Below are 23,634 nucleotides of genomic sequence, written 5' to 3'. Positions count from 1 at the left end.
AGGTTGTCGCAATGTCGGTTTCTAAAAAACCTATGGTACTGGTGATTCTGGATGGCTACGGCTACCGTGAAGACCAACAGGATAACGCTATTTTCAACGCAAAGACCCCGGTGATGGACCAACTGTGGGCAAACCGTCCTCATACCCTGATTGACGCATCCGGTCTCGAAGTAGGCCTGCCGGATCGCCAGATGGGCAACTCCGAAGTCGGCCACGTTAACCTGGGCGCCGGTCGTATTGTTTACCAGGACCTGACCCGCCTGGACGTGGAAATCAAAGAACGCACGTTCTTCAGCAACCCGGTGCTGTCCGGCGCGGTGGACAAAGCCGTTGCCGCTGGCAAAGCAGTGCACATCATGGGCCTGCTCTCTGCGGGTGGCGTGCACAGCCATGAAGACCATATCATGGCGATGGTGGAACTGGCGGCGGAACGCGGCGCAGAAAAAATCTACCTGCACGCTTTCCTCGACGGACGTGATACCCCGCCGCGCAGCGCTGAATCTTCACTGAAAAAATTCGAAGACAAATTCGCCGCGCTCGGTAAGGGCCGCGTTGCCTCTATTATCGGTCGTTATTTCGCCATGGACCGCGATAACCGCTGGGATCGCGTTGAGCAAGCTTACGACCTGATGACGCAAGCCAACGGCGAGTTCACTTTCGATAGCGCCGTTGCCGGTTTGCAGGCGGCCTATGCGCGCGATGAAAACGACGAATTCGTGAAAGCCACCGTAATCCGCGCAGCAGGTCAACCGGACGCCGCCATGCAAGATGGCGATGCGCTGATTTTCATGAACTTCCGCGCTGACCGTGCGCGCGAAATTACCCGTGCGTTCGTTAATGCGGACTTTGACGGCTTTGCGCGTAAGAAAGTGGTTAAGCTGGGCGATTTCGTCATGCTGACTGAATATGCTGCCGATATCAAAACAGCGGTCGCTTACCCGCCAGCCTCTCTGGCGAATACGTTCGGCGAATGGATGGCGAAGAAAAACAGAACCCAGTTGCGTATTTCCGAAACGGAAAAATACGCGCACGTGACGTTCTTCTTTAACGGTGGCGTAGAAGAGCCGTTCCCGGGCGAAGATCGCATTCTGATCAACTCTCCGAAAGTGGCGACTTACGATCTGCAGCCTGAAATGAGCTCTGCAGAATTGACTGAAAAACTGGTCGCCGCCATCACCAGCGGCAAATACGACACCATTATTTGTAACTACCCGAATGGCGATATGGTCGGTCATACCGGTGTGTTTGAAGCCGCGGTTGCCGCCGTTGAAGCGCTGGATCACTGCGTTGAGCAGGTCGTCAAAGCGGTTGAATCTGTGGGGGGACAGTTACTGATCACCGCAGACCACGGCAATGCTGAACAGATGCGTGACCCCTCAACCGGTCAGGCGCACACCGCGCACACTAACCTGCCAGTGCCGCTGATCTACGTTGGCGACAAAGCCGTGAACGCCATCGCAGGCGGCAAACTCTCTGATATCGCGCCGACCATGCTGACGCTGATGGGAGAGGAAATCCCGCAAGAGATGACTGGTAAGCCGCTGTTCATCGTGGAATAATCCCTCCCCATGAGGGGAAAGGCGATTTTTTCAATTACATGGGGCGGACTCCGTCCCCTGCTCTGCGCCAGCGCACTCTGCGCTGGCGCATTGCTGTGCGCCGTATCCGCCCATGCGGATGACCGCGATCAGCTCAAATCCATTCAGGCCGATATTGCCGAGAAAGAGCGTGCAGTACGCCAGCAACAGCAGCAACGTTCCGGCCTTCTCGCCCAGTTAAAGGCGCAAGAACAGGCGATTTCCGCCGCCGCACGTCAGTTACACGAAACGCAAAGCACCCTCGCCCAGTTGAATAAACAAATTGATGAGATGAATGCGTCAATCGCCAAACTGGAACGCCAGCGCGCGACCCAGGAGCGTAATCTTGCCGCACAGCTCGATGCCGCCTTCCGTCAGGGCGAACACTCCGGCATTCAACTGATCTTAAGCGGTGAAGAGGGCCAGCGCGGTCAGCGTTTGCAGGCCTATTTCGGCTATCTCAACCAGGCGCGACAGGAAACCATCGCCCAGTTGAAGCAAACCCGTGAAGAGGTGGCCGCGCAAAAAGCCGAACTGGAAGAAAAACAGAGCCAGCAACAGACACTGCTGTATGAGCAAAAAGCCCAGCAGGCGAAGCTGGAGCAAGCGCGCAGTGAGCGGCAAAAAACCCTGAATGGCCTTGAATCCTCTATTCAGGAAGGTCAGCAGCAACTGAGCGAAATGCGCGCCAACGAATCACGTTTGCGTGATCGCCTTGCCCGTGCGGAAGCGGCAGCAAAAGCACGCGCGGAGCGCGAAGCCCGCGAAGCGCAGGCCGTACGGGACCGTCAGAAAGACGCCAGCCGCAAAGGCACAACCTACAAACCCACCGAAAGCGAGCGCTCGCTGATGTCCCGCACTGGTGGGCTTGGCTCACCATCTGGCCAGGCCGTCTGGCCTGTTCGCGGCCCATTACTGCATCGCTATGGCGAACAGTTGCAGGGTGAGCTACGTTGGAAAGGGATTGTTATCGGTGCGTCTGAAGGCAGCGAAGTCAAAGCGGTTGCCGATGGCCGCGTTATTCTTGCCGACTGGCTGCAAGGCTATGGTCTGGTGGTGGTGGTTGAGCACGGGAAGGGCGATATGAGCCTGTACGGCTACAACCAGAGTGCACTGGTCAGCGTGGGAACGCAGGTGCGCGCAGGCCAACCGATAGCACTCGTTGGCAGCAGTGGCGGTCAGGGCCGGCCATCACTCTATTTCGAAATTCGCCGTCAGGGTCAGGCGGTCAATCCACAACCGTGGTTGGGAAGATAAGTTTTGCTTCAATTTCGTCGTCTTTTTCTCGCGCTTACCAGCGTGCTGGCATTTTCTTCACCGGTTATGGCCGGAAAACTGGCCATCGTTATTGACGATTTTGGCTATCGCCCGCAGACGGAAAACCAGGTGCTGGCTATGCCGTCCGCCGTCTCTGTCGCGGTTCTACCCAATGCAACGTATGCCCGGGAAATGGCCACTAAAGCCCATAATAGCGGCCATGAAGTGTTGATCCATCTGCCCATGGCACCTCTCAGTAAGCAACCGCTGGAAAAAGACACACTGCGCCCCGACATGAGCAGTGCGGAAATAGAACGCATCATCAGCGATGCGGTCAGCAAAGTCCCTTACGCCGTCGGGTTGAATAACCATATGGGCAGTGCGATGACCTCCAGTCTGTTCGGCATGCAAAAGGTGATGCAGGCGCTGGAGCGTTATAACCTCTATTTTCTTGACAGCATGACTATCGGTAACAGTCAGGCGGTACGCGCAGCGGCCGGTACCGGTGTTAAAGTGATTAAGCGCAAGGTGTTCCTCGACGATACGCAAAACGAGGGCGATATCCGCCGTCAGTTTGAAAGGGCCGTCGAACTGGCGCGCCGCAACGGTTCTGCTATCGCGATTGGGCATCCGCACCCGGCTACCGTTCGCGTATTACAGCAGGTCATTTATAACCTGCCTGCGGATATCACCCTGGTGCGCCCGGGCACCCTGCTGAACGAACCGCAAACAGAGACCTCAACACCCGGCGGCGTGATACCTCAGCCGCCGCGTAACCCCTTCCGTGGTGTGAAACTCTGTAAAGCGAAGCAGAAACCTGCGCCGGTTTACGCCACCCGCTTCTTTAACGTAGTGAGTGAAAGTGTTGGTGAGAATACGCTGGTTCGTTATTTCAGGAACCAGTGGCAAGGCTGGAAGACGCCCCAAGCTTAAACCACCCGTTTGTTATGTTCTTTTGTCCTCGCGGAGGATTTTTCCTCCGCATGGGCATACCAAGCTTTAAAATATTTCATGAAGCTATAGAGCGTGGCATATAACCCAGTCGCGGCACCAACCTTACCCTCGCGCCACGCCCCACTGAACACATACCATTTAAAAAACGCGCCAATAGCACTAATGATCCCACGGGTGATGGATGGTCTGACAGGATTGTATTTCACCAGCCGTGTCGTGTAGCCATTGAGCTTATTAAACATCTCATGCAGGGTATAAAACGTATCGTGACGAACCCGGCCGGGCATTTTCGCGCAGGTGAGCGCGCCGACCACCTGATCATCCACCGGGCGATCGTTAAACCGCGCACACTGGCGGTTAAATAAGCGCACCGGGAAATCGGGTGAAGAGATGGGATACAGGGTACGAACTTCCTGCCCCAACACGTACCAGTAGCGTGGTAAACGCCAGGCATGATCGCGCAACGGCTCATGGCCTGCTTTAAGCTTCAGAATAAAATCTACCACCCGATCATCGAGGATCTCATCGCTGTCCATACATAGCACCCAGTCGTGAGCCGCAAGTTGGATAGCATAATTCATCTGCTGACCATGCATGTCATAGGGACGCTGATGGACGTTAACACCATAATCCCGGCAAATATCGAGCGTCGCGTCCGTACTGCCGGAATCAACCACCACGAAATCATCCGCCACAATAATGAGCGGCGGTAACACTTCCCGTAATAGTCGCGCTGAATTGTATGTCAGCAGACATACCGATACTTTGAACATAAGGAAGACCACACATCAAAGTTAAACCGTTGCTCAACAGGTTAATCGCCTTGATGCAAACGGGTAGGGAAATTGTGCGATTAAACGAAATAAAAATTGGGGAATGTGAGGAGAGTTGTAAAAAAAGGGCGCCTGCCAGCGCCCTTCTGTTTTGTTAGTCCCAGCTCAGGATGACCTTGCCGGAATGCCCTGAGCGCATCGCGTCAAAGCCCTGCTGGAAGTCATCAACGCTGAAACGGTGGGTGATGATCGGTGAGAGATCCAGACCAGACTGGATCAATGCCGCCATCTTATACCAGGTTTCGAACATCTCACGGCCATAAATACCTTTAATAAACAGCCCCTTGAAGATGACTTTATTCCAGTCGATGGACATATCCGACGGGGGAATACCCAACATGGCAATGCGACCACCGTGGTTCATGGTGTCGAGCATCGTACGGAATGCCGGCGGCGCACCGGACATCTCAAGCCCCACATCGAAGCCTTCCGTCATGCCCAGTTCCGCCATCACATCCGCCAGGCTCTCTTTGGCAACGTTTACCGCACGGGTCACACCCATTTTCTTTGCCAGTTCAAGGCGATACTCGTTCACGTCGGTGATCACCACATGGCGCGCCCCTACGTGTTTTGCCACTGCCGCAGCCATAATGCCGATCGGCCCTGCGCCGGAAACCAGGACATCTTCGCCCACCAGATCGAAGGAGAGCGCCGTGTGCACCGCATTGCCGAACGGGTCGAAAATCGACGCCAGATCGTCAGAGATATTGTCCGGGATTTTGAACGCGTTAAACGCCGGGATCACCAGATATTCTGCGAAACACCCCGGACGGTTAACGCCAACGCCGACGGTATTGCGGCACAGGTGCGTACGCCCCGCGCGGCAGTTACGGCAGTGCCCACACGTAATATGGCCTTCTCCGGAAACGCGATCGCCAATGTTGAAACCTTTTACTTCCTGGCCGATGCCGACCACTTCCCCCACGTATTCATGGCCGACAACCATCGGGACCGGAATGGTTTTTTTCGACCAGTCGTCCCAGTTGTAGATATGCACGTCGGTTCCACAAATCGCGGTTTTGCGAATTTTAATCAGCAGATCGTTATGCCCGACTTCCGGTTCCGGTACGTCGGTCATCCAGATGCCTTCTTCCGCTTTCAGTTTGGATAACGCTTTCATCGTGGTCCTCAGGCAATCACGCCCAGTTGTTTACCAATGCGGATAAACGCAGCCACCGCACGCTCAATTTGCTCATGGCTATGCGCCGCAGACATCTGCGTACGGATACGCGCCTGACCTTTCGGCACCACCGGGTAGAAGAAACCCGTGACGTAAATCCCCTCTTTTTGCAGCTCACGGGCAAAGTTCTGCGCCACCACGGCATCGCCCAGCATCACCGGAATAATGGCGTGATCGGCACCCGCCAGTGTAAAACCTGCGGCGGTCATTTTTTCGCGGAACAGACGTGCGTTAGACCACAGGCGATCGCGCAATTCCGCGCCAGAAGCCAGCATCTCCAGCACTTTAATGGACGCAGCGACAATCGCTGGCGCCAACGAGTTGGAGAACAGATAAGGACGCGAACGTTGGCGCAACCACTCCACCACTTCTTTACGCGCCGCGGTATAACCGCCGGATGCGCCACCCAGCGCCTTGCCCAGCGTACCGGTAATAATGTCGACACGACCCATCACGTCGCAATACTCATGCGTACCGCGCCCATTCGCGCCAACAAAGCCCACCGCGTGAGAATCATCCACCATCACCAGCGCATTGTATTTATCCGCCAGATCGCACACGCCTTTCAGGTTGGCAATCACGCCATCCATTGAGAACACGCCATCGGTAGCAATCAGCACATGACGTGCGCCCGCTTCGCGTGCTTCTTTCAGACGCGCTTCCAGCTCTTGCATATCGTTATTGGCATAACGGTAGCGTTTAGCCTTGCACAGACGCACGCCGTCAATGATTGAAGCATGGTTCAGGGCGTCAGAGATAATGGCGTCTTCCGCGCCGAGCAGGGTTTCAAACAACCCGCCATTGGCATCGAAACAGGAGGAGTACAGGATGGCATCTTCCATACCGAGGAACTCGGCCAGCTTCTGCTCCAGCACTTTGTGACTATCCTGAGTGCCGCAAATAAAACGTACCGAGGCCATACCAAAACCGTGGCTGTCCATACCAGCTTTCGCCGCGGCAATCAGATCGGGGTGGTTAGCCAGGCCAAGGTAGTTATTGGCGCAGAAGTTAATGACATGGCTACCATTCGCCACAGTGATGTCGGCCTGCTGTGCCGACGTGATAATGCGTTCTTCTTTAAACAGACCTTCCGCCCGTGCGGTTTCCAGGTCGTTCGTTAACTGCTGATAAAAATCCCCACGCATCGCAATTCTCCAGACAGGGCAAATTTCGGCACATATTACCCAAAGCTATACGGTGATACGAGATGACACATCATCCATTATCGATTTTGTAGCATAAATCACGCATAGCCGCGTAGTTATCCGGTGAATGGCTGAAGGGTCGACAATGTGATGGTATGATAAGTACTATTCGTGTCTGGGATTGTCTCAGCGCTTCATTTTCAAAGGTACAGTTATGATCATCGTTACCGGCGGCGCGGGTTTTATCGGCAGCAATATCGTCAAAGCCCTGAATGATAAAGGCATCACTGATATTCTGGTGGTGGATAACCTGAAAGACGGCACCAAATTCGTCAATCTCGTTGACCTGCACATTGCCGACTACATGGATAAAGAAGACTTTCTGATCCAGATTATGTCTGGCGAAGAGTTTGGCGATATTGAAGCGGTGTTCCACGAAGGTGCATGTTCCTCCACCACGGAGTGGGACGGTAAGTACATGATGGATAACAACTATCAGTACTCCAAAGAACTGCTGCACTACTGCCTGGAGCGCGAAATTCCGTTCCTGTACGCGTCTTCCGCTGCGACTTACGGCGGCCGTACATCTGACTTTATCGAATCCCGTGAATATGAGAAGCCACTCAACGTCTACGGCTATTCAAAACTGCTGTTCGATGAGTACGTGCGCGCCATCCTGCCCGAAGCGAACTCACAAATCGTCGGCTTCCGCTACTTCAACGTCTACGGCCCGCGTGAAGGCCACAAAGGCAGCATGGCGAGTGTCGCGTTCCACCTCAATACCCAACTGAACAATGGTGAAAGCCCGAAACTGTTTGAAGGTAGCGATAACTTTAAACGTGACTTCGTCTACGTGGGCGATGTCGCAGCAGTGAACCTGTGGTTTTTGGAAAATGGCGTTTCCGGCATTTTCAACCTCGGCACCGGGCGTGCGGAGTCCTTCCAGGCTGTTGCCGACGCCACGCTGGCCTTCCACAAAAAAGGCAGCATCGAATACATTCCATTCCCTGACAAACTGAAAGGCCGCTACCAGGCGTTTACTCAGGCTGACCTGAGCAACCTGCGCGCAGCAGGCTACGATAAGCCGTTCAAAACCGTCGCCGAAGGCGTAACCGAATATATGGAATGGCTGAACCGCGACGCGTAAGTATGAAAATTCTGGTGATTGGCCCGTCATGGGTGGGCGACATGATGATGTCGCAGAGTCTCTATCGCACGCTCAAAGCGCGCTTTCCCCAGGCAGTAATTGACGTGATGGCACCCGCGTGGTGCCGTCCGCTTTTATCGCGTATGCCGGAAGTGAATGAAGCAATCCCTATGCCGTTGGGGCATGGCGCGCTGGAAATTGGCGCCCGTCGTAAGCTCGGTCATAGCCTGCGCGAGCGTCGCTACGATCGCGCTTACGTATTGCCGAATTCGTTTAAATCTGCGCTGGTGCCCTTTTTTGCCGCGATCCCGCACCGCACCGGCTGGCGCGGTGAAATGCGTTACGGCCTGCTCAACGATGCCCGCGTACTGGACAAGCAAGCCTGGCCGCTGATGGTGGAACGGTATGTTGCGCTGGCCTACGACAAAGGGGTGATGCGCTCGGCAAAAGATTTGCCGCAACCGCTGCTGTGGCCGCAGTTGCAGGTCAACGACGGTGAGAAGTCGCAAGTCTGTGCGGTCTTCGACATTTCCTCTGAACGCCCAATCATTGGTTTTTGCCCCGGCGCTGAGTTTGGCCCCGCCAAACGCTGGCCGCATTATCACTATGCTGAACTGGCGAAACAGCTGATTGATGAAGGCTATCAGGTCGTCCTGTTCGGTTCGGCAAAAGATCACGAGGCCGGCAATGAGATCCTCGCCACCCTGAGTACGGAACAGCAGGCGTGGTGCCGTAATCTGGCAGGAGAAACCCAGCTGGAACAAGCGGTTGTGCTGATTGCTGCCTGTAAAGCAGTGGTCAGTAACGACTCCGGCCTGATGCATGTCGCCGCCGCGCTCAATCGCCCGCTGGTGGCGCTATACGGCCCAAGCAGTCCGGATTTCACACCGCCGCTGTCGCACAAAGCGCGGGTGATCCGCCTGATTTCTGGCTATCACAAGGTACGTAAAGGCGATACCGCTGAAGGTTATCACCAGAGCCTTATCGATATTACGCCAGAGCGCGTACTGGAAGAGTTAAATAGCCTGTTGCTGGACGCGGAAGGATAACCAATGCGGGTACTGATCGTTAAAACCTCCTCAATGGGAGATGTGCTGCATACTTTGCCCGCGCTGACCGATGCTATGCAGGCGATACCCGGCATTCGTTTTGATTGGGTGGTGGAAGAGGGGTTTGCTCAAATTCCGACCTGGCATACCGCCGTTGAACGGGTGATCCCCGTGGCGATTCGCCGCTGGCGCAAAGCCTGGTTTTCCGCACCGGTCAAATCGGAGCGCAAAGCGTTCCGTGAGGCCGTGCAACAGCAACACTATGATGCGATCATCGATGCCCAGGGGCTGGTAAAAAGCGCCGCACTGGTCACAAGGCTGGCGCGGGGCATCAAACACGGCATGGACTGGCAAACCGCGCGTGAGCCGTTGGCAAGCCTGTTCTACAATCGTCGCCACCATATTGCCAGGCAACAGCACGCGGTGGAGCGCACCCGTGAGCTGTTTGCGAAAAGCCTCGGTTACGCCAAACCGCAGACGCAGGGCGATTACGCGATTGCGCAGCATTTTGCCGTCGGGAACGCCGCACGATCGCCTTACGCTGTCTTTTTACACGCTACAACCCGCGACGATAAACACTGGCCGGAAACCCACTGGCGTACCCTGCTCTCTCTGCTGGCTGACAGCGGATTGCACATCAAATTACCCTGGGGGGCTCCCCATGAGGAAGAAAGGGCCAAACGGCTGGCCGAGGGGTTAGACTTTGTTGAAGTCCTGCCGCGCATGAGCCTTGAAAATGTTGCGAGAGAACTCGCAGGAGCACGGTTTGTGGTATCAGTGGATACAGGGTTAAGCCATCTTACGGCGGCTCTGGGTCGGCCCAACCTGACACTGTACGGCCCTACTGACCCGGGGTTGATTGGCGGTTATGGTAAAAACCAACATACTGTTTTGCCTGACAGCGGGAACGCGATGGAGAACATTCCGCCAGAGAAAGTTTTCGCCTTGATTAAGACACAGGTATCAGATTAATGGGTTCACTCTTTAAACAAATATACCGATACACGCGTCCACGTACCTTCCGGCATAACGAAAGTCTCTGGCCATATACTCAAATTGAAAGAGCGGACACCGGTGAAATCGCACGTTTGCGCTACAAAGGGCGCGAGGTGGCTATTGTGAACCTCAGCGCGCTTAAAGACAGCGCCGAAGGCACAGTGTTGCTCACGGCAACCGGACCTTCAACTCAGTCTATCGATTTCAGCAAACTGCCGCGTACCATCCCTGTTATGGGAGTCAATGGCGCCTGGTTCCTTTCTGGTAAGGTCACATTTTCACTGTATGTGATTGTGGATATGGAGTTTTTTGACCGCCGACAGGATGTCATCCGCTCAGTCATTGCTGATCCCAACATCCTCTTATTCACCACCATGCATGGGATTGCGAAAATACTGGATCGCCATGCAGCAGATTTGCGCTGCCGTTTAGCCTTAATTGAGGATGCCTGCTACAAAATCTATCAGCCGAAGGTGGCCGATGCGTTGAAATGGGAAACGTACAAATCTGTTCCCACCGCATCTTTTTGCGAAACCCGCCAGGATATCTGTTTCAGTACCGATATTCGCCACGGGATATTCGACGCAGGTACGGTAGCGTATTGGGCGTTACAAATTCTCTTCTATCTTGGGTTTAACAGGATTGTTATCACGGGTCTGGATATGAGTAATTTTAACCAGCCGAGATTTTATGAAACATCAGACAGCAAGCTTCCTTCCTATCTCGAGGAAAAGGTTGATAACGTTGTAATGCCATCCTTTGCACATGCGGCAACGGTGATGAAAAAGAACCACATAGAAATTGTAAATCTTTCTCCGGAAAGTGCTATTCCTGACACAATATTCCACAAGGTTGCGTTTGATGAATATTTTGACCTTTAGTGAGACATCGCGCAAAGCATATGCTTTCGTGTTTCCACTGTTTTTATTTTTTAGCGCTATTTTCTGTATGTCCACCAGGACGAATAATCTCTTCCATATCTCTTTCGCGCTGTTTATTTTTTCACTGTTCTACAAAGAGAATTTTCTTCAATTTGTTGAAAAAACGAAAAAAAAGCGACTAACCTTCATTTTGGTCGCATTGATGGGAGTGTATTATGCTGCAACCAATATTTGGGGTAACACGCTTTACAACCTGGGATCAGTGCTGACGCATACTCTCTATATTGTGGTCTACCTACTGCTCCTGACGACGCTGCTGGAAGAACCGAAAACCCGGCATATTGCACTGGCCAGCATTGTTGCCGGTGTTACCGTATTGTCGGTTTATACGCTGGCGACGGATTATTCGTTAGTGGCGAACTTACGCCAGGTTTCGCTTTCCAATCCGGGCCCGCAGAATGTTATTGATTTAGCGGGTTATTGCGGTATTGGGATCTTGCTCTCCTGCATGTTGCTGAAAGAAAAAGGGCAGCAATTTTATTATATCCCTATCATCATCATGCTTATTATGATGATCATCACCCAAAGCCGTGGCCCTATTCTGGCCCTGCTTATTGCGTTTATTTTTACGCTGCACCGAAGTGTATTAACGCGCAGAAATATCACTATCAGTCTTATTATTGCTCTTATTTTATTAGCAATGGCGGTGTTAACACCGGTAGGCGCCATGCTAATGGAACGGTTTGAAGTGTTGGGAACGCAAAGCGGTTTACGTCTGAGTATCTGGCACCATACCCTGGAAGAGCTTTCTGGCCATCCCTGGTTGGGACGCGGCTTCGATTACCAGCTTGATTTCATCAACTACAGTGGTGAGCACATCACAACCACCCACAGTATTTATCTGGGAGCATTGTTAAAAGGCGGTATTGTTGGATTTACGCTGCTTATGGCAGTGATCTGCTCAGGCATGTGGCGGGCACTGAAAAAATTCCGCGAAAATAATCGCTATGATGTCGCCCTGTTTATTTATGCGCTGATTTTTATGTCTTCACAGGGAATGTTCATTATCAACAACCCGCGCGAATCCTGGGTGCTCTTCTGGTTGCCCCTCGGCCTTGTCATCAGCAGAAGTTTGAAAAAACAATCATAAAAAAGGCCCATCAGGGCTTTTTTTATTGCAAGTCAGACAGCCGCTGCTTCACCGCCTTAACTAAATCGTTAACAGGCATCGCAGAGATAAAATCCGTGTCACAGATGATCTGCTGGGCCTTTGCGTAGTTGGGTGCCCAAATTTTATAGCCTGGCAAACCGGTGTCTTTCAGCTTCCGTTTGTTATAAACCGCAATCAGCGGCTTATCCAGAGCGCGGGAAATATGCACAATGGAGGTATCCGGCGTGATCACCAAATCGCTACAGCGAACGATCTCCACAGCGGAGTTAATGGTACTGTTCTCCACCACGATCACATTTTCCAGCGCCAGGCTGGCTATTTTCGCGCTCTGCCCAATCATGATGACGGTTACAGGAAAAGGCAGCGAATGTAGCGCGTCAATGAGTTCCACCACCTGCTCGCGACTGAAATCTTTATCTTCCGATCCGGTGAAGGGATTGATCGCGACGTAGCGGGTATCGTCTGTTTTATCCCCCAACAAACGTCGCAACTTATCGTGTTCCTGTTGATTAAACGGAACATGGTAGTGGTAGTGCGCATCGGCGATACCAAACAGGTTGAGTACGGCTTTGTAACGCTCGGTCACATGTTTGTTTTCGTCGAAAAAAGGGATCGACTGGTCAAACAGCTTATAGCTATCTTTGTTAAAACCAATGACACACGGCACACCGAGATCGGCATGCAGTTTAAAACGCTCATAGGACACCACATCGTCAAAATCGATAACCGCATCAAACTGCACAGATTTCAATTCATCAAGCGCCATGCGCGGGCGATGAAGGTGAATATTCTCCAGGTACTCAGAGCCACTCAGGATCTGTTTGCACAACGGGCCAGTGAGCACCGAAACCCGGTACCCCTTTTCGGCCAGCGCCTTGGCGCATCCGGTGGTGATGACCATATCGCCAATTTTGTCATCCAGCCTCAGGAGCAATACGTTCTTGATGCGATGAGGCTGAAAGGCCTCCCGCGCGGCTTTATGGCGGTAGCGCCGATTGATTAAATGGAGCTTGATAGAGCGAAAAAAAGCGTTCTTCCGGCGCGTCAACTTTTTAATCATGTTCATTGTGCATAACTCATCGATAAACGCTTATTTCTCGGCGACTTTATATTGATAATATTCCGCAAGCGTCATGCCCTGCGTTTTAGGTGCCAGCCAGGCGAAGAACGCGTCCAGATCCTCATATAAACGCTCAATATCGTGCTCGTTTTTAAAAGTGGGACTGCCGCCAGGCATATACTCGGACGAGTGCAGCATATACTCAACATAATCATTACCCTGCGACAGCGTCTGCTCAACCACACGCTTCATGGTGTCGTTATTGCCACCCATAGGGCGCAGCCAGTGTACTGACGGGCTACGCACCTTCCCGCGCAGGCGATCGTAACCCTGCTTGATGCTATTCATCAGCGCCGAATGCTTATGCTGGATGCTCATTGGCACTTCCAGCAGAGAAGAGTTCCCTTCACGGCGGATATCGTTCTCATCCAGAAAATAGGCGCGTTGAGGGAAATCGCGATAATCGGTACCACCCATACCATGTGGCGCGCCTTTCGCCGGTTGCCAGTTCACTTTCGGTGTCACCGAGCAATCCACCTGATAGCCATGCTCCAACAATAAGCGCGCATAACGCTCATCAAATGCCCAACGTCCCGCACGGTGACTGACCATTTTCGTCTGGAAGGTCTCTTCCAGCAGTTGCGTCATATAGCTGACTTTGTCGCGCATTACCGCATCAGAATACTCAATCAGGTAAGGCTTATAACGCCAGTCATCATCGGTTAACGGTGCCGTCGGCGGGCTGTTCCACGCATGAAGATGCATACCGATTTCCGCCGTTCCTCTGGCAATCACATCTTTTGCAAATTCAATGTAGGCAGGGTCAATGGCCATCTCATAGTTGGTGAGATATACGGGTTTGAAACCATATTTTTCACAAAGCTGCTGAAAACGCGGCAAGTACTTCGCATTTTCAGTCGTGATACTGTCGTGCTTCTGCCAGAGGTTATCTCCCTCAGTATCGATGGTGATAAGAAATGCAGGTTTGTGCACAGTGTTTTCCTCAGGACAGGTATGTGGCGCCATGGTAGAGCAATACAATGCTTCTCTCAATCAGTCTGATAACCTAGAATCACAAGCCTGTAATGTGATGAAGAAGACTTTATGACGTCCGACACCCGACTTCCTGAGCCTACTGCGCCCGCGCGAATACTGGTTATAAAACTGCGCCATCATGGCGATATGTTATTAACCACCCCGCTGATTCTGGCTCTCAGGCAACGCTTTCCGACCGCGCAGATCGATGTTCTGCTCTATGAAGAGACACGGGAAATGCTGTCCGCCAATCCGGATATTCACAGTATTTATGGCATCGATCGCAAATGGAAAAAGCAGGGGGTGCTTCATCAACTCAAAATGGAAGCCGGGCTACTTTGCACGCTGCGCAAGCAGAAGTACGACTTAGTGCTAAACCTCGCCGATCAATGGCGCAGCGCCATCTGTACGCGCCTTACCGGCGCCAGAAAGCGCGTTGGTTTTGCGTTCCCTAAACGTCGTCATCCTTTCTGGGCATTCTGTCACACTGATTTGGCCTCCACTCAGGCTCACAACACACAGCACACCGTTGAGCAGAATCTTTCCATCCTGAGCGCCATCGGCGAGGCCGTCCATGACGTCCCGGCGAAAATGAGTTACACCGATCAGGACTGGCAAGTATGCCGGTCGCTTTTGCCGCCAGATTTTCAGGAAAGTTATGTGGTTATCCAACCCACTTCACGCTGGTTCTATAAATGCTGGCGTGAGGGCAATATCAGCGCAGTCATGGATGCGCTCTCCGCTGCGGGTCACAAAATCGTGCTGACGTCCGGCCCCGATGCAAAAGAGAAAAAAATGGTCGAAACCATTATTGCCGGCTGTCCCGATGCACAATTCCACTCTCTGGCCGGGCAACTCACATTACGCCAGCTTGCAGCATTGATCGACCATGCGCGGTTGTTTATCGGTGTGGATTCCGTACCCATGCATATGGCTGCGGCGCTTGGTACGCCGCTTGTGGCGCTGTTCGGCCCTTCGAAACTGGTTTTCTGGCGTCCCTGGCAGGCGAAAGGTGAAGTCATTTGGGCTGGAGATTACGGCCCGCTCCCCGATCCGGACGATATCGACACGCACACCGACGAGCGTTATCTGGACGCGATCCCCGTAGATGCAGTGATTAGCGCAGCGAAAAGGTTACTGGCATGAGTACGTTCCGACTGGCGCTGGTCAGGCAAAAATACCGCCCCGATGGCGGCGCTGAACGCTTTGTATCCCGCGCGCTGGAAGCGCTGGATAACAGCAACCTTGAGCTCAACGTCATTACTCGCGAATGGCAAGGCCCGGTCAAACCGGACTGGCGCATTCACATTTGCGATCCGAAAAAATGGGGACGGATCAGCCGCGAGCGCGGTTTCGCTCTCGCCGCTCGCGATTTATGGCAACGCGAACACTTTGACTTAGTACAGAGTCACGAACGCATTGCCGGCTGTGACTTATACCGGGCAGGAGACGGGGTGCACCGCCGCTGGCTGTTACAACGGTCGCGCATAATCCCTGGCTGGAAAAAGCGCTTTCTGTTTGCCGACCGCTATCACCGCTATGTGATGCAGGCAGAAAAAGAGATGTATCAGCATCCCAGTCTGCGTGCCGTCATCTGCAACGCAGAAATGGTGAAACAAGAGATCATCGAAGATTTCGCCTTCCCGGCGGACAAGATCCATGTGATTTATAATGCTGTCGATCACCGCCATTTCACCCCACCGGATGCCAACACCCTTATACAGCTACGTGAGCAATGGCGAATTCCGGTTGAGGCCACCTGCTTTGTTTATGTCGGTTCCGGGTTTGAGCGAAAAGGGCTGGATGCGGCAATCCGTGCGGTTGCGCCCACAACCTGCCATCTTTTGGTCGTTGGTAAAGATAAAGATCAGAAACGCTATCAGATGCTGGCACAAACGCTGAAGTGCGCCGAGCGCGTGCACTTTTTTGGTATGCAACCGGAGACGCTGCCCTTTTACCAAATGGCCGATGGCTTACTGCTGCCCACGCTGTACGATCCTTTTCCGAATGTGATTCTTGAAGCAATGGCCTGCGGGCTACCGGTGATCACCACATACGGTTGCGGCGGTGCGGAATTTATTGAGCAAGGGCGAAACGGATACGTCTGCGATGCGCTGGATATCCGTCGTTTGCAGGACGCCGTAATGGCCTTACCCACGCGCGCGCTCAACTCAGCCGAAGGCGAAAACGCCCGGTCGCGTATTATGCAGTGCACCAACGAAAACTTATCCGCACAACTGCTTTCCCTCTATCAACACCTGGTGAAATAATCATGCGCATTCTATTTATTATTGATGGACTGCCTGGCGGCGGCGCAGAGAAAGTGGTGCTTACGCTGGCGGAACAGTTATTGCGCGAGGGCGAACATGTTTCGCTCTTTTCGCTACGCGATGTCTGTGAATACCCGCTTCCGGAGGGATTACATTACCAGGTTATTACCGATCATTGTCGTAAACCCTGGCGTAAATTAACGGAATTGAGCCGCCGGGCACGGCAATTGGATAAGACCATTCATCTTGCCGAAAAAACGGGGCATTTTGATCTGGTACTGTCGAATCTACATAAAACCGATCGGATAGTTTCCCGTAGCCAGGCGTTGAAAAATCATAACCTGTGGTTCTGCCTGCATGGCATGTTTTCGACATCCTACCTCGGCCATCGCACCGGTTTTGACCGCTGGCTTAAACAGCAGAAAATTAAACGGGTGTACCAGAACCGTAATATCGTTGCTGTTTCAGAAGCCGTGGGTAAGGATCTGGTCGGGCAGTTTGCGCTGACACCAGCCCAACTGAAAACCATATATAACCCATTCGATATTGCCGCACTACGGGCAGGAGCAGAAGCGCCATGCGAAATGGCGGGCACGGACTATATCATTCACGTTGGGCGTTTCCATCCGGCCAAACGGCACGATCGCCTGATTGAGGCGTATGCACAAAGCGGCATCCAGGCGCCGTTGGTGTTGCTGGGGCAGGGTACTCCGCAGCAAGAGCAGCGGTTACGTCAGTTAGCCGCTGCATCGGGCGTTGGTAACAGGGTAATATTTAAAGGCTTTCAGCCCAACCCGCTTCCCTGGATCAAGCACGCAAAAATGCTGGTGCTCAGCTCAGACAGCGAGGGTTTCGGCAATGTCATTGTAGAAGCATTATTGCTCAACACACCGGTCGTCAGCACTCGCTGCCCGGGCGGCGTGAGCGAGATCCTCACCGGTGCGCTGGCGGCGGGTCTGGCGGAGCTGAACAGCAGAGCGCTGGCTCAAACAATGCAAAGCATTTACCATAACCCGCCTGTAATAGAAGCATCCGCGCTGGAAAAATTCGGCGTAGAAACTATTTGCCAGCAGTATCGTCAGTTGCGCAGCGCCTGACGCACAATGAACACCAGGACACGATAGCGGACCATCTATGAGTCAGTCTCCTTTACTTAGCATCGTCGTTGCCGTTTATAACGGCGAAAAATTCCTCGATCAGTTTTTTGAAAGCATTGAGCAGCAGCAACTAAACAGTTATGAACTCATTCTGGTGAATGACGGCTCCACCGACGGGAGCCTGGCCGTGATTGATAACTGGAAAGAGAGATTGCAAAACGTCCAGCTTATTCAACAGACTAATCAGGGCGTATCCGTGGCGCGCAACAGCGGATTGGCTGTCGCCACCGGTAAATATCTGACGTTTCCGGATATTGACGACAAAATTTACCCCGGCATGTACAACACACTGCTCAATATGGCGGAAACGGGAAACCTGGACGTCGCAACCTGTAATGGCCGCTACGTCTATGAAAAAAGAAAAGATGTGCACCCAATTTTTCCACCGGAGCGACTCGCCTCAACAGGCGTCATTGCGGGCCATATCTGGCTTAAACAGGCGCTTGATTCACGTAAATTCCTGCATGTTACCTGGCTGAATATATATCGTCGTGCGTTTATCCAGCAGCATGCCTTTCATTTCGAACCGGGTCTACGTCACCAGGACATTCCCTGGACCACGGAAGTCCTGCTGGCAGCTGAGCGCGTGCAATACACCAGCGAGCAGTTCTACGATTATTACATTCACTCTGAATCAGTGTCGCACAAACCCGATAATGACGACACGTTAATGCGCTCAGCGCGCCATTATATGAAAATTCTCGAAATGCTTGAGGCAATCAATCAGCGCTATGCGGCTAAAGCAAAACAGATTTCTGCCTGCCGCTGGCAAATCGCTAAAGAAGGTCTTGGCATTATCCATACCTTTGATTGCATGAAAGATGAAGAGAAGAAGCGCATAATTATTAACGAGTTTTTCGATCGCGGTATCTGGCGGCTGATCTGGAAGAATGCCTGTACACTGCGTTTACGCTGGCGCCTGGGCCGACGTTATTTCCGCCTCAAGCCTTATCGCCATGCCTGATAGCTTCTCTTGCAGGCACGCCAAAGGTATAGCTTTAACGTGCCTAAATGCTTAGAATTTGCCCGCCGAATCTCAAAAAAACGGATAGTCGCTTGGAATTGTTGTATACCACCCTGCTCTACGTCATTCAGCCTCTGGTGTGGTTGCGATTATTACTTCGCAGCCGCAAGGCCCCTGCTTACCGTAAACGCTGGGCCGAGCGTTATGGATTCTGTCGTAACAAAGTGAAGCCGGACGGTATTTTGTTGCATTCTGTATCCGTTGGCGAAACGCTGGCGGCGATCCCGCTGGTGCGAGCCTTGCGTCATCGCTATCCTTCACTGCCCATCACTGTCACCACCATGACGCCAACCGGTTCAGAACGCGTGATGTCGGCGTTTGGTAAAGATGTTCATCACGTCTATTTGCCCTATGACCTGCCCTGCGCCATGAACCGTTTCTTTAACACCGTTCGCCCGAAGCTGGTGATCGTGATGGAGACGGAACTGTGGCCGAATATGATTTCCGCGCTCAACACCCGGAAAATCCCGCTGGTGATCGCCAATGCGCGCCTGTCGGAGCGGTCAGCGAAAGGGTATGGGAAACTGGGGAAATTTATGCGCCGCCTGCTGAGCAAAATCACGCTCATTGCCGCGCAAAATCAGGAAGATGGCGATCGTTTTCTGCAACTCGGGCTGAAACGCAATCAACTGACGGTGACCGGCAGTTTGAAATTCGATATTTCGGTAACGCCGGAACTTGCCGCGCGCGCGGTTACCCTGCGTCGCCAGTGGGCGCCGCGCCGTAAAGTGTGGATTGCCACCAGCACACACGATGGCGAAGAGGCCATTATTTTACAGGCACACCGCAAGCTTCTGGAGAGTTTCCCGGATTTGCTGCTGATTCTGGTTCCGCGTCATCCGGAACGTTTCCCGGACGCCCGCAATATGACGCAAAAAGCCGGGTTCAGTTACACCTTGCGCAGTACGGGCGAAATCCCTTCCGGCAGTACCCAAGTGGTGATTGGCGATACCATGGGTGAATTGATGCTGCTGTACGGCATTGCCGACCTGGCCTTTGTTGGCGGCAGTCTGGTGGAGCGCGGTGGCCATAACCCACTGGAGCCCGCAGCGCATGCTATTCCGGTGCTGATGGGGCCGCACACCTTTAATTTCAAAGATATCTGCGCGCGTTTGCAGGAAGCGGAAGGGCTGATTACCGTCACCGATGCGGATTCGCTGGTGAAAGAGGTGTCGACGCTGCTAACTGATGAAGACTATCGTTTATGGTACGGGCGCCATGCAGTGGAAGTGCTGCACCAGAACCAGGGGGCACTGGCGCGCCTGCTGCAACTCCTGCAACCGTATTTGCCTCAGCGGAGCCATTAATGTCCAGACGTTTGTCGGTGGTGATGATCGCCAAAAACGCGGCGGATCTGCTGCCGGATTGCCTGGCGTCCGTCGCCTGGGCAGATGAAATTGTAGTACTGGATTCCGGTAGTGAGGATGACACCATCGGCATTGCCACCCGCGCCGGTGCAAAAGTCTTTAGCAGTGCTGAATGGCCCGGTTATGGCATTCAGCGCCAGCGGGCACAGCGCTATGCCAACGGCGATTATATCCTGATGATCGACACCGATGAGCGCGTCACACCGGAACTGGCGCAGACTCTGCGTGCCGTGCTTGATGCACCGCAACCGGGCGCGGTTTACAGCATCGCCCGTCGAAACTATTTTCTCGGTCGCTTTATGCGCCACAGCGGCTGGTATCCCGATCGCGTAACGCGTTTGTATGAGCGCGAGCGCTACCAGTACAACGATAATCTTGTGCATGAGTCGCTGGAAGCGCCAAAGGCGCAGGTGATTGCGCTGAGTGGGGATTTGCTGCATCTGACCTGCCGGGATTTCTTCAGTTTCCAGCGCAAACAGCTCAATTACGCGGCTGCGTGGGCGCAGGAGCGCCATCAACGCGGAAAAAAAACCTCGCTTCCGGGAATTTTCGCCCATACTTTGGGCGCCTTTTGCAAAACCCTGCTGTTACGCGGTGGCGTGTTTGATGGCAAACAAGGCTGGCTGCTGGCGGTGGTTAACGCGCAGTATACTTTCAATAAATACACCGGGCTGTGGGCACTGAACCACGGTTATTCAGAGAAAGAATAAGCGATGAGCACAAAAGCGATTTATCCCGGCACCTTTGATCCTATTACCAACGGGCATATTGATATTGTTGCCCGCGCCGCCGTGATGTTTGACGAGGTGGTATTAGCGATTGCCGCCAGCCCGAGCAAAAAACCGATGTTTAACCTGGATGAGCGTGTGGCACTGGCGCAGTCAGCCACGGCGCATCTGCCAAATGTTAAGGTTGTCGGATTCAGCGATTTAATGGCGAATTTTGCCCGCACTCAGCAGGCTAATATTTTGATTCGCGGTCTGCGCGCGGTGGCGGATTTTGAATATGAGATGCAGCTTGCGCATATGAATCGCCACCTAATGCCGGAGCTGGAGAGCGTGTTTTTGATGCCGTCGAAAGAGTGGTCATTTATCTCCTCGACACTGGTCAAAGAAGTGGCACGCCACCATGGCGATGTCACGCACTTCCTGCCAACCAATGTGCATCAGGCGCTGCTGGAAAAGCTGAAGTAAGCGGCCTACCTGTCCGGCCTGCGGAAATTGCAGGCCCGGTAAGCGTGCCGTCATCAGGCGCAAAAAATGCCGGATTTATTTCTGGCAACGACGACAGTAAAACGTTGAACGCTGTGCGTGCTTAGTCGCAACGATTGGCGTACCGCATACGCGACAAGGCTCACCTTCCCGCCCGTACACCTGCAATTCTTGCGCAAAATAGCCCGGTTTCCCGTCGCTTTGCAAAAAGTCTTTCAGCGTGGTTCCACCCTGCTCAATGGATCGCAGCAAAACGGCTTTGATCACGCGCACCAGGATTTCACACTCCTGCGCCGAAAGTGATGAAGCAAGGCGATCGGGGTGGATCCCTGCGGCAAACAGCGATTCGCTGGCGTAGATGTTGCCAACACCCACCACCAGCTTGTTATCCATTAGCCAGGGTTTGATAGCGGTTTTTTTCTTCGCACATCTCTGTTGAAGATAGTTGGCGTTAAACGCCTCACTTAACGGCTCCGGCCCGAGATGCGCCAGTACGTTGTGGCCCTCAAGCTCTTTCGTCCACAGCCACGCGCCAAAACGGCGAGGATCGGTGTAACGCAGTACTTTGCCATTACTCATCACCAAATCGACATGGTCGTGTTTTTCTGCCGGTAATTCGTAGGGAAGAATGCGCAGGCTACCGGACATACCAAGATGGATGATGATCCAGCCGTCCGGTAGCTCCAGCAGCACATATTTGGCGCGGCGCTGAACGCTGAGCACACGTTTATCGCTCAGGCTGTGGATCTCTTCAGAAACCGGCCAGCGTAATCGCCCGTTGCGTACCACCGCATGAAGAATGGTTTCACCTACCAAATGCGGTTCTATGCCACGACGGCTGGTTTCGACTTCGGGTAATTCAGGCATCTCGTCTCCGGCTTGCGGGTTATCAGAAATGCAAAAACCCCGACAATGCGGGGTTTTTGTTCAAGAAAACTAAAATTATTTAATTTTAGCTTCTTTGTACAGCACGTGCTGGCGGACAACTGGATCGAATTTTTTCAGTTCCAGTTTTTCCGGCTTAGTACGTTTGTTCTTCGTGGTGGTGTAGAAGTGACCAGTACCAGCGGAAGAAACCAGCTTGATTTTCTCACGAATACCTTTAGCCATGATTTATATCCTCTAAGTACTTAGTACTTTTCGCCACGGGCACGCAGTTCAGACAGAACTGTATCGATGCCTTTCTTATCAATTACACGCATACCTTTAGCAGATACGCGCAGGGTGACAAAACGCTTCTCGCTCTCAACCCAGAAACGGTGAGAGTGCAGGTTCGGCAGGAAACGGCGTTTAGTCGCGTTCAGTGCGTGGGAACGGTTGTTACCGGTCACCGGACGCTTGCCAGTAACTTGGCAGACTCGGGACATGTCTATTCTCCAAAAATCAAATTAGCTCGAGCTTCGTATGGGGTATCGGCGCCTCGTCAGGCTTTACAGCCCGGTCATCGCAGTTCAATGTGAACTCTCGATTGCCAGGCCCAAATGCCAAACCCGAGATTCTCAAAGGTGGCGTAGTATACGCTGAGTCGGCGGTGTGCTCAAGTCCCGAACAGACAAAGATCCCGATGGATCGCGCAAAGTGGTCTAAATCCAGCCACGCTCTGCAAACGAAACGCTCTCTCCACGCCCGATAACAAGGTGATCAAGCACTCGTATGCCCATGAACTGGCAGCATTTTACCACGCGTTCGGTGATCTGCTTATCCGCTTTACTTGGCTCAGCATTACCTGAGGGGTGATTATGCGCGAGGATCACGCCCGCTGCATTCACTTTTAACGCTTCGCGGACAATTTCTCGCGGGTGTACCTCTACGTTATTGATGGTACCGCTGAACAAACGACTGTGCTTCAGTATCCGGTTTTGGTTATCCAGAAAGATCACCATGAAGATCTCGCGCTCTTCGCTCATCAACTGGCTTTGCAGGAACTCCCGCGCCATTTCCGGGCTTAAGAGCGAACTCTCCTCCAACAAACGCGCATTGTAATAGCGCCGGGCCAGCTCGCCGATCCCTCTCAACTGCGCATACTTGGCAAGGCCAATACCTTGTATATCCTTAAAATCCTCAAGGCTGGAGGAGAGCAGCGCATACAGCGAGCCAAAATGCGTTAGCATTTCCCGGGCGATGGTGAGTACGCACTTTTCTGGCGTACCGGTACGTAAAAACAGCGCTAATAACTCAATATCTGTCAGCGACTCAATGCCGTATTTCAGCATTTTTTCCCGCGGTTTCAGGGGGGTAAAAACAATATCCATGTACATTCCTCCATCTCTCGCGCTCATGCTGCCATACTGCATTCCACCACATCGACTGCGGATTGCTT

Annotated in this window: 24 protein-coding genes; 15 read left to right on the top strand and 9 right to left on the bottom strand. The window is 53.0% G+C overall.

Annotated elements, in window-relative coordinates; all coding sequences use genetic code 11:
• The first annotated feature begins 11 nt into the window (after window positions 1–11).
• The 3 genes from gpmM to O9K67_RS00675 are packed head-to-tail and all read left to right on the top strand — an operon-like array spanning window position 12 to window position 3,767.
• On the top strand, window positions 12–1,559 hold the full coding sequence (gene gpmM / locus O9K67_RS00685; RefSeq protein WP_061499682.1) for a 2,3-bisphosphoglycerate-independent phosphoglycerate mutase: 1,548 nt from the start codon (window positions 12–14) through the stop codon (window positions 1,557–1,559).
• Window positions 1,560–1,568: 9 nt separating this feature from the next.
• Window positions 1,569–2,834: a murein hydrolase activator EnvC gene (envC, locus tag O9K67_RS00680; RefSeq protein ID WP_061492520.1), complete on the top strand. Its 1,266-nt coding sequence runs from the start codon at window positions 1,569–1,571 to the stop codon at window positions 2,832–2,834.
• Between the two features lie 3 nt (window positions 2,835–2,837).
• On the top strand, window positions 2,838–3,767 hold the full coding sequence (locus O9K67_RS00675; protein ID WP_061492519.1) for a divergent polysaccharide deacetylase family protein: 930 nt from the start codon (window positions 2,838–2,840) through the stop codon (window positions 3,765–3,767).
• Here the strand turns inward: O9K67_RS00675 and O9K67_RS00670 are convergent.
• The 3 genes from O9K67_RS00670 to kbl all read right to left on the bottom strand — a co-directional run bounded on the left by O9K67_RS00670 (window position 3,764) and on the right by kbl (window position 6,946).
• Window positions 3,764–4,561, bottom strand: a complete 798-nt coding sequence (locus tag O9K67_RS00670; RefSeq protein ID WP_061492518.1) for a glycosyltransferase family 2 protein — start codon at window positions 4,559–4,561, stop codon at window positions 3,764–3,766. The genes O9K67_RS00675 and O9K67_RS00670 overlap by 4 nt on opposite strands.
• A 154-nt stretch (window positions 4,562–4,715) precedes the next feature.
• On the bottom strand, window positions 4,716–5,741 hold the full coding sequence (tdh, locus tag O9K67_RS00665; RefSeq protein WP_061492517.1) for an L-threonine 3-dehydrogenase: 1,026 nt from the start codon (window positions 5,739–5,741) through the stop codon (window positions 4,716–4,718).
• 8 nt (window positions 5,742–5,749) lie between these two features.
• On the bottom strand, window positions 5,750–6,946 hold the full coding sequence (kbl, locus tag O9K67_RS00660) for a glycine C-acetyltransferase (protein ID WP_061492516.1): 1,197 nt from the start codon (window positions 6,944–6,946) through the stop codon (window positions 5,750–5,752).
• 214 nt (window positions 6,947–7,160) lie between these two features.
• Here kbl and rfaD point away from each other — a divergent pair, with 214 nt between their 5' ends.
• From rfaD to O9K67_RS00635, 5 genes are read left to right on the top strand one after another with little or no spacing between them, the layout of a single operon-like run.
• Complete coding sequence (gene rfaD, locus O9K67_RS00655; protein WP_061492515.1) at window positions 7,161–8,093, top strand: ADP-glyceromanno-heptose 6-epimerase; 933 nt, start codon at window positions 7,161–7,163, stop codon at window positions 8,091–8,093.
• A gap of 2 nt (window positions 8,094–8,095) precedes the next feature.
• Window positions 8,096–9,142 carry an ADP-heptose--LPS heptosyltransferase RfaF gene (gene rfaF / locus O9K67_RS00650; RefSeq protein ID WP_061492514.1) on the top strand — a complete coding sequence of 349 codons (1,047 nt, stop codon included), beginning with the start codon at window positions 8,096–8,098 and terminating at the stop codon, window positions 9,140–9,142.
• 3 nt (window positions 9,143–9,145) lie between these two features.
• The gene (gene rfaC / locus O9K67_RS00645; RefSeq protein WP_061492513.1) at window positions 9,146–10,114 is read left to right on the top strand and encodes a lipopolysaccharide heptosyltransferase RfaC; all 969 of its coding nucleotides are present in this window, start codon (window positions 9,146–9,148) and stop codon (window positions 10,112–10,114) included.
• Window positions 10,114–11,019, top strand: a complete 906-nt coding sequence (locus O9K67_RS00640) for a hypothetical protein (protein WP_061492512.1) — start codon at window positions 10,114–10,116, stop codon at window positions 11,017–11,019. The genes rfaC and O9K67_RS00640 overlap by 1 nt, the downstream gene beginning before the upstream one ends.
• A complete protein-coding gene (locus tag O9K67_RS00635; RefSeq protein WP_061492511.1) occupies window positions 11,000–12,169 on the top strand; it encodes an O-antigen ligase family protein in 1,170 nt (389 codons plus the stop codon). The genes O9K67_RS00640 and O9K67_RS00635 overlap by 20 nt, the downstream gene beginning before the upstream one ends.
• Before the next feature lie 22 nt (window positions 12,170–12,191).
• Here the strand turns inward: O9K67_RS00635 and O9K67_RS00630 are convergent, their stop codons facing one another.
• On the bottom strand, window positions 12,192–13,256 hold the full coding sequence (locus tag O9K67_RS00630) for a glycosyltransferase family 9 protein (RefSeq protein ID WP_061492510.1): 1,065 nt from the start codon (window positions 13,254–13,256) through the stop codon (window positions 12,192–12,194).
• A gap of 24 nt (window positions 13,257–13,280) precedes the next feature.
• A complete protein-coding gene (locus O9K67_RS00625; protein ID WP_061492509.1) occupies window positions 13,281–14,243 on the bottom strand; it encodes a polysaccharide deacetylase family protein in 963 nt (320 codons plus the stop codon).
• A 111-nt stretch (window positions 14,244–14,354) separates the two neighbouring features.
• On the opposite strand from O9K67_RS00625, the gene rfaQ reads away from it, so the two are divergent.
• The 7 genes from rfaQ to coaD all read left to right on the top strand — a co-directional run bounded on the left by rfaQ (window position 14,355) and on the right by coaD (window position 21,296).
• Complete coding sequence (rfaQ, locus tag O9K67_RS00620; protein ID WP_061492508.1) at window positions 14,355–15,431, top strand: putative lipopolysaccharide heptosyltransferase III; 1,077 nt, start codon at window positions 14,355–14,357, stop codon at window positions 15,429–15,431.
• Window positions 15,428–16,555: a glycosyltransferase family 4 protein gene (locus tag O9K67_RS00615; protein ID WP_061492507.1), complete on the top strand. Its 1,128-nt coding sequence runs from the start codon at window positions 15,428–15,430 to the stop codon at window positions 16,553–16,555. Before rfaQ ends, O9K67_RS00615 begins: the two co-directional genes overlap by 4 nt.
• Before the next feature lie 2 nt (window positions 16,556–16,557).
• Window positions 16,558–17,652, top strand: coding sequence for a glycosyltransferase (locus O9K67_RS00610; protein WP_061492506.1), 1,095 nt, complete (start codon window positions 16,558–16,560; stop codon window positions 17,650–17,652).
• A 37-nt stretch (window positions 17,653–17,689) separates the two neighbouring features.
• Window positions 17,690–18,676: a glycosyltransferase gene (locus O9K67_RS00605; RefSeq protein ID WP_061492505.1), complete on the top strand. Its 987-nt coding sequence runs from the start codon at window positions 17,690–17,692 to the stop codon at window positions 18,674–18,676.
• Between the two features lie 92 nt (window positions 18,677–18,768).
• Complete coding sequence (waaA, locus tag O9K67_RS00600; RefSeq protein WP_061492504.1) at window positions 18,769–20,043, top strand: lipid IV(A) 3-deoxy-D-manno-octulosonic acid transferase; 1,275 nt, start codon at window positions 18,769–18,771, stop codon at window positions 20,041–20,043.
• The gene (locus tag O9K67_RS00595) at window positions 20,043–20,813 is read left to right on the top strand and encodes a glycosyltransferase family 2 protein (RefSeq protein WP_061492503.1); all 771 of its coding nucleotides are present in this window, start codon (window positions 20,043–20,045) and stop codon (window positions 20,811–20,813) included. The genes waaA and O9K67_RS00595 overlap by 1 nt, the downstream gene beginning before the upstream one ends.
• Before the next feature lie 3 nt (window positions 20,814–20,816).
• Complete coding sequence (coaD, locus tag O9K67_RS00590; RefSeq protein WP_061492502.1) at window positions 20,817–21,296, top strand: pantetheine-phosphate adenylyltransferase; 480 nt, start codon at window positions 20,817–20,819, stop codon at window positions 21,294–21,296.
• 75 nt (window positions 21,297–21,371) lie between these two features.
• Here coaD and mutM read toward each other — a convergent pair whose 3' ends face one another.
• The 4 genes from mutM to radC form a co-directional block, all read right to left on the bottom strand.
• Window positions 21,372–22,181 carry a bifunctional DNA-formamidopyrimidine glycosylase/DNA-(apurinic or apyrimidinic site) lyase gene (mutM, locus tag O9K67_RS00585; protein WP_061492501.1) on the bottom strand — a complete coding sequence of 270 codons (810 nt, stop codon included), beginning with the start codon at window positions 22,179–22,181 and terminating at the stop codon, window positions 21,372–21,374.
• Between the two features lie 75 nt (window positions 22,182–22,256).
• Window positions 22,257–22,424, bottom strand: coding sequence for a 50S ribosomal protein L33 (gene rpmG / locus O9K67_RS00580; protein WP_003024094.1), 168 nt, complete (start codon window positions 22,422–22,424; stop codon window positions 22,257–22,259).
• A 20-nt stretch (window positions 22,425–22,444) separates the two neighbouring features.
• Window positions 22,445–22,681: a 50S ribosomal protein L28 gene (rpmB, locus tag O9K67_RS00575; RefSeq protein WP_002436699.1), complete on the bottom strand. Its 237-nt coding sequence runs from the start codon at window positions 22,679–22,681 to the stop codon at window positions 22,445–22,447.
• Between the two features lie 216 nt (window positions 22,682–22,897).
• Window positions 22,898–23,566, bottom strand: coding sequence for a RadC family protein (gene radC, locus O9K67_RS00570; protein WP_061492500.1), 669 nt, complete (start codon window positions 23,564–23,566; stop codon window positions 22,898–22,900).
• Between the last annotated feature and the right edge of the window lie 68 nt (window positions 23,567–23,634).

The sequence above is a fragment of the Kosakonia oryzendophytica genome, assembly GCF_027886705.1.
GTDB classification, from domain to species: domain Bacteria; phylum Pseudomonadota; class Gammaproteobacteria; order Enterobacterales; family Enterobacteriaceae; genus Kosakonia; species Kosakonia oryzendophytica.
This window is presented reverse-complemented; position numbering and strand designations above follow the sequence as displayed.